Source organism: Vibrio mytili (genome assembly GCF_000830505.1).
Classification (GTDB): Bacteria; Pseudomonadota; Gammaproteobacteria; order Enterobacterales; family Vibrionaceae; genus Vibrio; species Vibrio mytili.
Genome location: NZ_JXOK01000010.1, coordinates 188,218 through 201,185 on the forward strand (window position 1 = coordinate 188,218; position 12,968 = coordinate 201,185).

Consider the following 12,968-nt stretch of genomic DNA (forward strand, 5'->3'; position numbering starts at 1 on the left):
TGGTCGTTTATACAATCCCAAACTCAAATACTATTGCTGAAGACAATAATTAATAATTTGCATTTGAAATGCTGTTAGGGTGGGAGATGGCTATGGCGGTTACCGGTGTGAAATGTGTGATTTTTGATTGCGATGGTACCTTAGTAGACACTGAGCGCTTATGTTGCCAAGCATTAGTTAAGGTGTTTAATCAATACGGTTTTTCGCTTACCTTTGAGGAGTGCATCGCTCATTTCAGAGGAGGAAAGCTAGCCGATATTCTACTCGATATCAGAGCGTTTCTTAACGTTAGCATTCCTATCGACGTTTTAGAGCCTATATATCGTGAAGAAGTTCAAACGCTTTTTTCCCAGCATTTAAACCCTATGGATGGCGCAAAAACGTTGATTCAATTTTTGGACTCAAATGACATTCAATACTGTGTCGTTTCGAATGGACCAAAAGATAAAATGGAATACGTACTGAAACAAGCTGGATTGCTTGATGTGTTTGAAGGAAAAATCTTTTCTGCTTTTGATGCGAACAGTTGGAAGCCAGAGCCTGATTTGCTGATGTATAGTGCAATGAATATGGGTTTTCTACCAAGTGAATGCTTGTACATTGATGACACACCCAAAGGTATTGAAGCTGGTTTAAGTGCAGGGATTAAAACTGTGCAACTGTTTAATGGAGAATCGATCAATCGGGTTGATGATGAACGAGTAGTGCTGATTGAGCACCTTGATGAGTTAAAAGAACAGTTACTCAAATATGGCAGTTATTCAACTCGAGCTTTACGTTGTTAGTCGTTGCCCTTACCGTCGTCGCTAACACCGTAAGAGTTAGCGACGAAACTATTCAGTGACATACTCTACTTAACGTATGTATATGTTTGAACTTGCTTTGTAGGTAGGGGGTTTGGTGTAAACATTGGATAGATGTGAAGTGTTTGGTGTGGAACCCACATGATACGCATGTGAACTTTTCTCCGTCTGATGAGATCAAATATTCATCACACTGACAAAGTGGGCAGGTAAGGTTTTCATTATCTTTTGTTTCTTTGGAATTATTCATAGTATTTTCCAGCAGCAAATTGGAATGAATATCTCGGTAAAGTAGGGTATTCAATGTGTTAAAAGTTTGAGAATTTGGGGGAGCTCTGTTTTTAAAGCAGTTGTTCTTAAATTACTTGTTTTTTAAGAAATTGTTCTTAAACCACATGTTTTAAGTTACTACTTAGCAAGCGATACCGTTCTATAAGCAAACTCATTTATAATAATGTTGTTTCTGACCCGTTATTTACTTGGAACAGTATCAGCATAGCGAAACAATTGGCTATTTCACATAATTTCAGCAGATATAAAGATAAGTTGGGATTCACTTCAAAATAAATCATCTTTTGCAATCACTATACCCAAATAACCTCAAGGTGCTAGGGTCTGCGAGAATGACTTGGTTCACAGGCGCGGCAACGATTTGAATCTAAATCACGCTATGACACTCAAGCCTACGCATGAAGGTGATAATGTCTATCTGGAATCGCATGACCGTATAACCAATTAATGATTTTTTCCTATTCCTTGATTGATTTTTCTGTCATAAATGTGTCATATAAAAGCGATACAAAGGGACTACTGTGGCAACGCGTGATATCGTGCCGCAGTAAAAAAGAAGCAAGAACGCTTCGTTATATAACTGTTCCAGTTGTACAAAAGGAGGTCTTTTATGAGCGACCAGTACCAAAACGACGAGAACCTAGAGTTGCTTGATGCACTTGAAATTGGTTTAAATTTGTCGGAATACGTGTCGTCTAGCAACGACAATGAACAATGAATGGCGATATCAATCGTCATACAATTCTCGTAACTGCCCGTCAAACGTTATACTAGGTTCATGTTACATGTAGCCCTAAGGCAAACATAACGAAAATGAACTTTCTAGCCCACCTTCATATTGCTGATCACTGCAATAGTAGTTTGTTAGGTAACTTGCTTGGAGACTTCGTAAAAGGAGATCCAAGCAAACAATATCAAACCGATATTTCAGACGGTGTACGATTACACCGTTTTGTTGACAAGACGACCGACCAACATCCTATCGTTACTGAGTGCAAACGCCACTTTGCTGGTAAAGCGCGTCGCTTTGCGCCGATTGCTCTAGATATGTTTTGGGATCATTGTTTAGCAAAGCATTGGGGTACCTTTCATCAGGATTCGCTTGAGCAGTTCGTGAATAATGCGCACTTAGTCGTAGATAGGGATGTGGATGAAACCTTGCCAGAACGCTATCTTTTGTTACACCGCCGTATGTGGAGTGACGGTTGGCTTCAGTCTTATCGAGAGTTGCCGAACATTGAATTTGCATTACATAGAATGTCACAACGTAGCTCTCGAATGGCTGATCTCACGACTACGTTTGAAGTATTGGAACGGGAATATTTACTATTAGAAGCAAAGTTTCCACGGCTATACATCGACGTTTTAAGTCAATCCCTTCAATACCATAAATACCTTACTCAAACATCCTGAATCTATGATCAAAGGTAGTATGGGCAAGTGTGCTCTGTTAAACTCTGCGCTCCAAAAATTAAGAGGTTTATGATGACCGTTAACTTTGCTGAGCTTGGTGTTAAACCGGCGTTGATCGAAACATTAAGTCGTTTAAATATAAAGCATCCAACGCCTGTTCAAGAAAAGTCTATTCCACATGTGTTGGAAGGAAAAAACCTGCTTGCTGCTGCTCAAACTGGTACGGGTAAAACTGCAGCGTTTGGCTTGCCCATTATTCAGTTGGTGCAGCAAAAAAAGTTAAACGGTACGCCACAAGCATTGATATTAGTTCCTACTCGTGAACTGGCACAACAGGTGTTCGAGCACTTAGTTCAGTATGCGACACATAGTGAACTACGTATTGTCTGCGTTTACGGGGGCACAAGCATTGGTGTACAGACGAAAAGTCTTGAACAAGGGGCGGATATTTTAATTGCTACACCTGGGCGCCTTTTAGATCATCTGTTTAATGGCAATGTAAACATTTCAAAAACAGGCATTCTCGTTTTGGATGAAGCTGACCGAATGTTAGACATGGGCTTCTGGCCTGACCTGCAACGCATTTTGCGACGTTTGCCCGCTGAGCATCAGACCATGCTTTTTTCTGCAACCTTTGAAAGTCGTATCAAGACAATAGCGTATAAGTTAATGGACTCGCCGGTTGAGGTGGAAGTCTCACCCGCTAACACCACCGCGGATACTGTCAAACAGTTTGTATATCCAGTAGATAAAAAACGTAAGCAAGAACTGCTTGCCTATCTTATTGGCTCTCGTAACTGGCAACAGGTTCTTGTTTTTACAAAGACAAAACAGGGCAGTGATGAACTTGCTAAAGAACTAAAACTGGATGGGATTAAGGCGGTTTCAATTAATGGTGATAAATCGCAAGGCGCTCGTCAACGCGCCCTTGATGACTTTAAACAAGGAAAAGTTCGCGCTTTAATTGCTACGGATGTAGCGGCTCGCGGACTAGATATCCAACAGTTAGAACAGGTTGTTAACTTCGACATGCCTTTTAAAGCTGAAGATTATGTTCACCGGATAGGTAGAACCGGACGTGCTGGTCAGTCGGGCCTGGCTGTATCGTTGATGAGTCGTGATGAAGAATACCTATTACATGCGATTGAAAATTTACTGGATCAACGGTTGCCGCAAGAGTGGCTGGCAGGCTTTGAGCCGAGCTTAGTCGAGGAAGTTGAGACAGAGCATAGTGGAGGAGGTCGACGTAAGAGTCGTTCTTCGGAAAAACGCAAACTAAAAGCAAAGCTTGCGATCCACAAGAATCGGGGTAAGCAACGCCGCTAAACCTATCGTATCAGTTAGGGTTACGCTATTTTGGCGGGGTCATATCGTTCTAGCGTTTGTGGTAGCGCAAGTAGGTACCCTTGATACATATCGAAACCGAGTGTTTTCATTAAATTTAGTTGATACTCGGTTTCAATTCCTTCGATAACGGTTTGTGCTCCCAATTTGCGCGATAGGTGTAAAGCTTCAATTAATGCGGATTGGTTACCATCCTCGTACATAAGCAATAAAGACCTATCCATTTTTATAATATCTGGTCTAACAGACTTGACACGCTCAATCGTAGACGCGTTCACGCCATAATCATCGATGGCTAGCTGGAAACCATTGTTACTCAAATATTCTGTGGCTTTATAGAGAAAGGTTTCATTGCCCGATCCTAATTCTGTTAGCTCCATCACAACTTGCTTTTGCTTCAGCCCACTGAAAGAAAACGTTTTTTGGATTACATGACCGAACTTAGGCACTTTCACTATCATTTCAGCCGCGACAGGCAAAATATTTAAAAACAGCTTGTTATTTCTAAATCGAGATTGCGCGAAGTTTTTGATATGAATAATGCTACTGAGTCTCTCGACGTCCAATTTATCTGAAATGTTGATTGTTTTTGAATGAAAAAACAGATCCGGACGGATCTCAGTGCCATCAGGTAGATTGATACGAACCAAGCTTCTAAGCCAACAATAGAGATGTCTTTTTTGTAAATCGGTTGAAATACGCTACGAAGGGTAAAATTATCGTATTGTGCGGTGTACTGTCCGTCTTCTTGTCTAGAAATACAGCTGAGTAGCCGCTCGTTTGTCATCATATAGCAACCTAGATCCATCCTGCTCTTTGGTGCGGTTACACCAATGTAAATTCAGTATTCGAGAATCTAAGGGGGCTGTGCTTTCGTCGCAAGGGCTGGTTACTGATATAACAGTATTTATCGACCAGCCTCAAACAAATAGATGAACCGTTTGTAATCGCGGTGACTATCTTTGAGCTACCACTGTAATACAGAGTAGAGCTGTAGGTACTTTCGTACAGGAACTTTCTTGCCTGAACGACGTAATGGGTGACCATATTTAAGGTAGCAAGGGCTGATTCCAAATCGAGAGTTGAGAGACTGTGTTAACAGAGATTCACTCTTATAAAGAGTAATACCTTGTTCGGTGTATTCATCGATAGGTTCAGGAAGCTCGCCCATCCACCAATGCAATAGTTCGCGACTTGTTTTACTCCGACTGATCCAATGATCACAGACGAGAAAAAGGAGATCGTTTGGTTGCAGCGCATATCCGTACTCAGTTTGCCATTCCGTGATTGAGTTAAGAAGATTATCTCGACACGATTTACCAGCACTGACCATATGATGGCTTAGCACCCACACCGTTCCTATTTCAGATGAAATACGATAGTGGTGAGGCAAATCAGGTGCATTCAGTACTTCTAATGGTTTAATCGTACATAAATGACCAAAATGTTGAAATGTATGTTGCATTCGCCTCGAAAATGCAAGACCTAGGTGGTGTTCACTCATTCCCTGATTGTGAACAGCAGGATAATTCTTTTCACAGAGTTTAAGACAATCCTCTTGAAAATCATTGACACTTTGAATGACTAAGTCGAGCAGCAAAGAAATATCCCTTAACGGTTAACAAAACGTTCGGCGAAAGATTAGCATAGTCTGTTTAATATAGACTAATGATGATCGGCAACTTCTTGATCTACACACCAAAAGCAATTTATAAACGACGAACTATTTTTTAGGAGGCACGTATGATTAAGTTAGAACGTAACCAAAAAGAACAGTTAGCAACTGCCGTTCAAGATTACCTTCAAGATGAATTGAATATTGATATCGGACAATTCGATTGCGAATTTTTAATTGACTTTATCACCGAAAAATTAGGCGCAGTTTACTACAACCAAGGCGTTGCGGATGCAAAGTCGGTGATGGAAAGACGAATGTTAGAAATGACGGATGAACTTTACGAGATAGAGCAAGAAGTGAAACTGTAATTCTGTAAATTTAGTCTCGTTGACACGTTCAACCTTTTCGAACATGTTGATAGAGAGTGCAACATTGTAGAGTTGTAAGAAATGGTAAAAAATCTGTTTCATATAGGCTAAATACGTTAATGTTGCGTAGTCAAAATAAAAGAGTTTAAAGACAGTTAGGAACATGAGATGGGTAAACTGGTTAAGAACTACAATTTTCCTGCGCGTTTAATGCATTGGCTTTCTGCCTTATGCATCATAGGTTTGTTTGCCGTCGGCTTATGGATGGTAGACCTAGGTTACTATAGTGAATGGTACCGCGTTGCCCCTCATTATCATCGCTCTACCGGTATTTTGCTTGCTCTCTTGACTGTGATACGTCTGTTCTGGAAATTCATGCTGCATCGCCAGAGGTAGAGGGCAAGTCTTACGAAGTCGTTGCAGCAAAAGCAGCGCACGGTTTGATGTATTTGTTGCTCGTAATAATTTTTATTTCTGGTTATTTGATTTCAACATCAGATGGTAGAGGTATAGAGGTTTTTAACTGGTTCACGGTTCCGGGAGCGGGTGAGTTGTTTGCTCATCAGTCTGATATTGCAGGTGAAGTGCACTTTTACGCGGCTTGGGCATTGATACTGCTCGCTGGTTTGCACGCAATCGCAGCACTTAAACATCATTTCATAGATAAAGACGACACCTTACGTAAGATGCTTGGCCGACACAGATAGTGTCCAAGCATTCATTGAATGGAAAACACACTAAAAACAAATGTTAGGAGCTCAACAATGAAAAAGTCACTTTTTGCAACTGGTCTAGCGATGGCAATGGCTTTGCCGATTGGCGCACAAGCCGCAGACTATGTTATCGACACGAAAGGCGCTCATGCTTCAGTTAACTTTAAAGTTAGCCATCTAGGTTACAGTTTTATCAAAGGCCGTTTTAACACATTTTCTGGTGACTTTTCTTATGATGAAAACAATATCGCTGCATCTAAAGTAAATGTCGTTGTGGATACGACTAGCTTGGATTCAAATCATGCTGAGCGTGATAAACACATCCGAAGTGGTGACTTCATCGACGCTGGTAAGTTTGGTCAGGCAACATTTACCAGCACGAAAGTTGTTGATAAAGGCGACGGCAAATTGGATGTGATTGGTGACCTGACATTGCATGGTGTTACTAAGCCAATTACGATTTCCGCAGAATTTGTTGGTGCTGGTAGTGACCCATGGGGTGGGGAACGTGCTGGTTTTGTTGGTCACACTCGTCTTGAGTTGGCTGACTTTGATATTCCAGTAATGGGCAGCTCAAGCTACGTTGATATGGAACTCCATGTTGAAGGTGTGAAAAAATAAGCGATTGTAGTTAGGTAAGAAAAGCGCTCTATCTTATGATAAGAGCGCTTTTTTGTTTTAAGCCAACTGTCGTTTGTTATTTTGATCAGTCGTTAGTGTTTAAGCTGTTTTTAGTTCTTCTTGCTCAATCAGGTTAACTCTCTCACCGTAAATAGCGCGCAAGGCTTTTAACACTTCGTTGCGAGTTATTACGCCAACCATAACGCCATTTTCAAGTACAGGAAGCACCTGAGGCTTGTTCACTTTCATGCTTTTTGCTCGTTCTTCGAGCGAAAGGGAAGTGAAGCGAGTAGCGATGCCCATGTTACTCGTTGGGAAAAGTTGCTCTTTATCAATACAAAGGAACTCCACAACATCAACTAGACGATCATTTGCATCAATAGCGACCACTTCTCTGCTCATTAGATCGACCACTTTCTGACCTTCCTCTGGGATGTAATCTTGGCACCAAAGCTCTACCATCACATCGTGCGCGGAGAAAAAGCCCACTAAACGATTATCTAGGTCAACAACAGGAGCACTGTTAATCGAACTATCAAGTAGAGTATCAAGTGCGACAGAGACCGGAGTTTCGACACTAAGCGTTGTCGGTGCAGGGTTCATGATGTCTTTTACAAGTGTTCCAATTTTCATATTGATATCCTTAATTGACGTAAGATTTGTTGTATTTGTAATTGAAGTGATTTTTGCGGCTTTTAACTCTGGACGGCGGAAAATACACCAGTTCGATAAACCGACGAGTACGGCGCCACCAACGATATTGCCAAGTGTTACAGGAATTAAGTTTGCGGTTAGGAAATGACTGATGTTTAAATCAGCATATTGTGCTGCGGAGACGCCAACTGATGTCCAAAATGATTCTGGTGCGAAGTTTGCAATCACAATGCCTAGTGGGACCATAAACATGTTTGCCACACAGTGTTCAAAACCACTACTGACGAACATCGCAACGGGTAAAATGGTCATCACGGCTTTTGTCATTGCATTCGCCGAACTAAAAGTTAGCCAAATTGCGAGACAAACTAATAAGTTACAAAGTATCCCCAGCGCAAAGGCTTGAATAAGAGTATGGTGAAGTTTGTGCTGCGCAATGTTCAGCGCGTTTAACCCCCACTGGCCGTGGTCCATTTGGTATAAGCCTGCAGCAGTCACAAGTGCCAATAAGAACATTGCACCGATAAAGTTGCCAACATACACTTTGCCCCAAATAGACAGCATTTTGCCGAAAGAAATTTGTTTGTTCGCCCAAGAAATGCTGGATAGCACGGAGCTGGTAAACAGCTCGCCACCGCAGATGACGATAAGGATGAGCCCCATACTGAACGCTAATCCACCAGCTAAGCGGCTTAAGCCCCAACCTGCGTTAGCACTCCCTGTTGTCACTGTTATGTAGAATAAAAATGCTAAGCCAATGAAAGCACCGGCCATAGTTGCCAGCCCTAATGTCATACCACTGGTCTTATGTGCTTTGCTTAGAGCAAATTTTTCAGCCTCGGCCATCATCTCCTTGGGAGAGAAGTACTGGTGATTCTCAGAAGTATTCACCGCCATGCCAACTCCTTAGTTTTAATTTTCATATGAACTCCTTGCTGCTAGTTTTCGTTGTTCGTCTCTTTTGTGTTTGGTTCACATCGATATGTTTAAATAAACAAAGCTCTGATTGATGGTAGAGCGATGCATAGCAACGTATCGGTTTTGTCATGAATCTATTTAGATGTAGACGTTCCCTGTATCGCCAAACCAGATTAGGGCGAATTTATGTACATAGGAAATTGATAATATTTACCAGGTGAATCAAATTAATTGATAAGTTTTACGTAGCAGGTAGAATGAACCTCATTGCTTATAGGAGCATTAGTGAGAGTACGAAAAACTCTTCAATCAGGGAGGACACTTTGCGCTATTCACTCAAGCAGTTAGCGGTTTTTAACGCCGTTGCAGATACCGGCAGCGTAAGCCAGGCCGCAGACAAACTGTCTTTAACTCAATCCGCGACAAGTATGTCGCTCGCGCAATTAGAAAAAATGCTTGGTAGACCTTTGTTTGAAAGACAAGGTAAACAGATGGCATTAACGCATTGGGGAATGTGGTTAAGGCCCAAAGCCAAACGTTTGTTACAAGATGCATTGCAAATTGAAATGGGGTTTTATGAACAACATTTACTAAGCGGTGAGGTTCGTTTGTGTGCAAGTCAAACGCCTGCTGAGCACCTGGTTCCAGACCTTATCAGTATTATTGATAACGACTTTCCTGAAATGCGAATTACGCTCGACGTTAAAAGTACTCAGTGTGTTATCGATGAAGTATTAGATTACAAATACGATCTGGGCATTATCGAAGGTCGTTGCGATGACAACCGATTGCATCAAGAGGTATGGTGTCGAGACCATTTAACTGTCGTGGCGGCTTCGCATCATCCTTTTGCCAAAAGTTCGGTGGTCAGTTTAGCGCAATTAGAGCAAGCAAAATGGGTGTTACGCGAACATGGTTCAGGAACACGCAAAATTTTTGATAGTTCTATCCATCATTTAATTGAAGATCTCGATGTTTGGCGCGAATACGAACACGTGCCTGTATTGAGAAGTCTTGTTGCGAATGGGCAATACTTAACCTGCTTACCATATCTGGATGTTGAACGTTACATTGAGTCCGGTCAGCTTGTCGCACTGAATGTATCAGAACTGAAGATGGAGCGTACACTCTCATTCATTTGGCGAGCTGATATGGAAGAAAACCCTTTGGTCGACAGTATAAAACGCGAAGGTTTACGTATGATGAAAGGGAGACCTTCAGTCCTATGATCTTTTGATTCTTTTGTCGTTGCGTAATCATTACCGTCTATTTGGCTCTGCTATATGCAGGGCCTTTTTCATTTTTATTTGCCCAATGCCTGTTATCTAAATATGTTGATTTATCGGTTACGTCATGTTTTTGGTGTAATTGATGATATGAATGTTTATATTAGTGTGATTTTCATCACCGAATGTAGTGGCTAATGTGCCTAATATCGGTTTCTGATTTTCATGTACAAAGACTGTTGCAATCGTATAAGTGCGATAACAGTGAGCGGGCTCGAATACCATGACAACACTTTTAGCGATATCTATCACAACCGGAATTTTATCTGGAGTATGGGGATGGGTTGCAATTTCTTTAGGACTTTTATCTTGGGCAGGCTTTTTAGGTTGCACAAGTTATTTTGCTTCACCTACTAGTGGGCTGAAAGGACTATTGATCAGTTTAATCACTAACTTAACTGGTGTGTTTTGGGCGATAGTAATCATCCATGGATCCACTTACGCCGGGTTAGACATTTTGGGTTACGTCATCACGGCTATCGTGGCATTTTTCATGTGTATTCAAGCTAAACAAACTTGGCTCGCTTACATTCCTGGGACGTTTATCGGATCATGTGCGACCTTTGCGGCTGACGGCAATTGGCAAATTGTTGTTCCATCTTTGCTATTGGGTGGTGTGTTTGGTTACTTGATGAAAGCAACAGGGCTATGGTTACATGCAAGATCATCCACTGCATCAGCTTCTCTTTCAGAGCAAGTACAGTAGTGACCCCCGATCTTATTAGTATCAGCAAATGATGACCATTTATTTTATAAATACGGTTTACCAAAAGTATTGATACAAGCACGCTGCAAAGCGTGCTTTTTTTGTGGGAGCTTATTTAAGTAGCGATGAATGGCTTGAGAGTGTTTAAGTATTGCCATTAGCCATCGTAACAATACGTTTCAATGTCCAACGTATTAACACTGGAATAGCTTCGACGCCTTCGTTTTCACAATGGGAAACAATGGCGAGTGCTAAGTCGGGTTTCGCATGTTTTTTCAACACACGATTAACCACTTTTTTTGCTGGAATCTGATGATCATGAGGCACTTTGATCATATCTTTAAAAAACATTTCAAAACCGTGATTATAAAGGAAGTGTTCAATATCGAGATCAGGCAACTCCGTTAACCGATGTCTTTCCTGATCGTTGCCTAATTGGGTACGGACTGTATGCGCATATTTTTTCCCTGCGGCGTCTCCGTCAGTAACAACATGCCAGTCAATACCGAACTCCTTCGCGACTTTTATCAGAGATTTTAATCCAGATTGGGCAAACTCGACGATTTGTACCCCTTCTGCCGCTAAATCGTATCCACATTGTCTTGCTAGTTCATTAAACAACCAGACTTCCGTTTCACCTTCGACCAATAACCAGCAGCGAGCAAACAGTGCACCAACTCGATGAAATCGAATATGAAAACCAATTCGCCTTAATTCATCACGGCCAAACTTTGATGAGTTTAGGCAGGTTGCTACGGTTCGGTCTGATAAACGAATCAAACGCCGAATTGAATACAAAGGTACTGCACCGAGTAAGCTACCACTATTGGTCGTCAGGATCTTTTGCATGGGTAACAGCTGTAATAACGACCAGGCTCGTGCAAGGTGAGTAGGATGCAAGCGTCCTTCCGGATCTTCAATGATTAAGATCGGCCTTGCACAACGTCTTAAGTCTGTTGGGCCTTTCGCTTGTAGATAGGCGTTGAGCAGCCCCATTAACAGCAAGCGACTTTGTTTATCATTGGTTTCTTTAAGAAACTGACTTAATCCCTTATCAGATGAGTGACTCGCATAAAACAACCCATCTCTCGGTTTTCTCGGATTGGGTTTAGTAACACTACGAAAAGCAAAATAATGTTCGACTAACGTATGCATGGAATCGAGGCTACTGCGTATCTCGCCTTTGTTTACATGACCCGGCATGGCCAATAGGCGACGGCAAGTATTGTTAATTCGTTTTTCAATGCGTGCGTTTTTACCGTCACCATTCACAAACTGTGGTTGAGGGAAGCGACGAGAGTCTCGCAAGCGGATCACTGGGTGTAGCGTCATTAACTCAATCGCAAGTTTTTCTGAATGATGTAGTTGCTTTGGTTTACCGTCACGATCTAAAAATGCATATTGAGTCGTGATGTCATGTCCAACCCTAGAGGCACTAATACGGTAATAGATCAGGTGTTCACCTTCATGGCTTGTGATCCAAGCGGGTTTAATCCGCCTGTAACGTCCTGAGTGTACCTCTGTTTATCGAAAGTTTTAAACACAATAATGATTTCAATATGCTGAGATTGGGGATGTGAGATAGCGTAATCGACGTGAAAATCGGTTAACTCAAATTGGTACAGCTTGCCATTTGTCGGTAAAGCGATGGAAAGGGCATCAAGTAAGGAAGACTTACCCCAAGTGTTTTCGCCAATGAGCGTAGTTAAGTCATCAAAAGAGAGCGATAGGCGTCTTATACCCCGAAAACCGGCGATTTCGATGCGTTCTAATCTCATCTAAATCCTCCTTACAATTATTTGAATTATGGAGAGATTTGAGCATATACCCAAATAACCTCAAGATGCTAGGTTCAGCGAGAATGACTTGGTTCTCAGACGCGGCAACGATTTGAAGATCTAGTAGTTCTAAATCAAAAATCGTTAACAAAGGCTGTGAGCCAAGTCAACTCGCCCTTCGGGAGCATGTCACTGACAAGATTTCATCGTCACATAACTCGGAAAGAGCCTGCTATTCCGCTTCGTTATCTTCCTTGAACTCATGCCAGTGACAATGCTCTGAATCCAACATCTTGAAGTCATTTGGGTATATATTAATTGTAAACCATTGCGTTTACTTAAGTTCACAAAACGAGGATAAATTCACATAGGATGGTGATATAACGAAATGTTCTCGTTGATACTGGCTTTTTCAGCATGACTATCACACATAAGTGAAACAAAAACTTCACTGT

11 protein-coding genes and 3 pseudogenes are annotated in these 12,968 nt (G+C 41.6%); 8 read left to right on the forward strand and 6 right to left on the reverse strand.

Going from position 1 to position 12,968, the window contains the following annotated elements:
• Positions 1 to 92 precede the first annotated feature (92 nt).
• The 3 genes from SU60_RS05255 to SU60_RS05265 all read left to right on the forward strand — a co-directional run bounded on the left by SU60_RS05255 (position 93) and on the right by SU60_RS05265 (position 3,833).
• Positions 93 to 785, forward strand: coding sequence for an HAD-IA family hydrolase (locus SU60_RS05255; RefSeq protein WP_052481489.1), 693 nt, complete (start codon positions 93 to 95; stop codon positions 783 to 785).
• A 1,122-nt stretch (positions 786 to 1,907) separates the two neighbouring features.
• Complete coding sequence (locus SU60_RS05260) at positions 1,908 to 2,507, forward strand: acyl carrier protein phosphodiesterase (protein WP_041154641.1); 600 nt, start codon at positions 1,908 to 1,910, stop codon at positions 2,505 to 2,507.
• A 72-nt stretch (positions 2,508 to 2,579) separates the two neighbouring features.
• Positions 2,580 to 3,833 carry a DEAD/DEAH box helicase gene (locus SU60_RS05265; RefSeq protein WP_041154642.1) on the forward strand — a complete coding sequence of 418 codons (1,254 nt, stop codon included), beginning with the start codon at positions 2,580 to 2,582 and terminating at the stop codon, positions 3,831 to 3,833.
• A gap of 20 nt (positions 3,834 to 3,853) precedes the next feature.
• On the opposite strand, the pseudogene SU60_RS05270 reads toward SU60_RS05265, so the two are convergent.
• Together SU60_RS05270 and SU60_RS05275 are read right to left on the reverse strand one after the other, a co-directional pair.
• A pseudogene (locus SU60_RS05270) lies at positions 3,854 to 4,641 on the reverse strand (EAL domain-containing protein).
• Between the two features lie 177 nt (positions 4,642 to 4,818).
• The gene (locus SU60_RS05275) at positions 4,819 to 5,451 is read right to left on the reverse strand and encodes a hypothetical protein (protein WP_041154643.1); all 633 of its coding nucleotides are present in this window, start codon (positions 5,449 to 5,451) and stop codon (positions 4,819 to 4,821) included.
• A 143-nt stretch (positions 5,452 to 5,594) separates the two neighbouring features.
• Here SU60_RS05275 and SU60_RS05280 point away from each other — a divergent pair, with 143 nt between their 5' ends.
• The 3 genes and pseudogenes from SU60_RS05280 to SU60_RS05290 all read left to right on the forward strand — a co-directional run bounded on the left by SU60_RS05280 (position 5,595) and on the right by SU60_RS05290 (position 7,171).
• On the forward strand, positions 5,595 to 5,837 hold the full coding sequence (locus tag SU60_RS05280; RefSeq protein ID WP_041154644.1) for a DUF2164 domain-containing protein: 243 nt from the start codon (positions 5,595 to 5,597) through the stop codon (positions 5,835 to 5,837).
• Positions 5,838 to 6,005: 168 nt separating this feature from the next.
• Positions 6,006 to 6,544, forward strand: a pseudogene (locus tag SU60_RS05285) (cytochrome b).
• Between the two features lie 57 nt (positions 6,545 to 6,601).
• Positions 6,602 to 7,171, forward strand: a complete 570-nt coding sequence (locus SU60_RS05290; protein ID WP_041154645.1) for a YceI family protein — start codon at positions 6,602 to 6,604, stop codon at positions 7,169 to 7,171.
• A gap of 99 nt (positions 7,172 to 7,270) precedes the next feature.
• Here the strand turns inward: SU60_RS05290 and focA are convergent, their stop codons facing one another.
• The gene (gene focA / locus SU60_RS05295; protein ID WP_041154646.1) at positions 7,271 to 8,722 is read right to left on the reverse strand and encodes a formate transporter FocA; all 1,452 of its coding nucleotides are present in this window, start codon (positions 8,720 to 8,722) and stop codon (positions 7,271 to 7,273) included.
• Between the two features lie 344 nt (positions 8,723 to 9,066).
• Here focA and SU60_RS05300 point away from each other — a divergent pair, with 344 nt between their 5' ends.
• Entirely contained in the window at positions 9,067 to 9,972 is a 906-nt protein-coding gene (locus SU60_RS05300; RefSeq protein WP_041154647.1) for a LysR substrate-binding domain-containing protein, read from the forward strand.
• A gap of 117 nt (positions 9,973 to 10,089) precedes the next feature.
• On the opposite strand, the gene SU60_RS21935 is transcribed toward SU60_RS05300, so the two are convergent.
• On the reverse strand, positions 10,090 to 10,362 hold the full coding sequence (locus tag SU60_RS21935; protein ID WP_164833030.1) for a hypothetical protein: 273 nt from the start codon (positions 10,360 to 10,362) through the stop codon (positions 10,090 to 10,092).
• Between SU60_RS21935 and SU60_RS05305 the strand changes: the two genes are divergently transcribed.
• Positions 10,253 to 10,735, forward strand: a complete 483-nt coding sequence (locus tag SU60_RS05305) for a DUF1097 domain-containing protein (protein WP_041154648.1) — start codon at positions 10,253 to 10,255, stop codon at positions 10,733 to 10,735. The genes SU60_RS21935 and SU60_RS05305 overlap by 110 nt on opposite strands.
• 144 nt (positions 10,736 to 10,879) lie before the next feature.
• Here the strand turns inward: SU60_RS05305 and SU60_RS22865 are convergent, their stop codons facing one another.
• Positions 10,880 to 11,383, reverse strand: coding sequence for an ATP-dependent nuclease (locus tag SU60_RS22865; RefSeq protein ID WP_425337370.1), 504 nt, complete (start codon positions 11,381 to 11,383; stop codon positions 10,880 to 10,882).
• Positions 11,384 to 11,470: 87 nt separating this feature from the next.
• Positions 11,471 to 12,513: pseudogene (locus SU60_RS22870) on the reverse strand (DUF2813 domain-containing protein); the annotation flags it as partial.
• Positions 12,514 to 12,968: the final 455 nt, after the last annotated feature.

Coding starts and splice junctions, on each gene's coding strand:
- SU60_RS05255 (WP_052481489.1), top strand. CDS start 93: ATGGCGGTTACCGGTGTGAAATGTGTGATTTTTGATTGCGATGGTACC.
- SU60_RS05260 (WP_041154641.1), top strand. CDS start 1,908: ATGAACTTTCTAGCCCACCTTCATATTGCTGATCACTGCAATAGTAGT.
- SU60_RS05265 (WP_041154642.1), top strand. CDS start 2,580: ATGACCGTTAACTTTGCTGAGCTTGGTGTTAAACCGGCGTTGATCGAA.
- focA (WP_041154646.1), bottom strand. CDS start 8,722: ATGGCGGTGAATACTTCTGAGAATCACCAGTACTTCTCTCCCAAGGAG.
- SU60_RS05280 (WP_041154644.1), top strand. CDS start 5,595: ATGATTAAGTTAGAACGTAACCAAAAAGAACAGTTAGCAACTGCCGTT.
- SU60_RS05290 (WP_041154645.1), top strand. CDS start 6,602: ATGAAAAAGTCACTTTTTGCAACTGGTCTAGCGATGGCAATGGCTTTG.
- SU60_RS05305 (WP_041154648.1), top strand. CDS start 10,253: ATGACAACACTTTTAGCGATATCTATCACAACCGGAATTTTATCTGGA.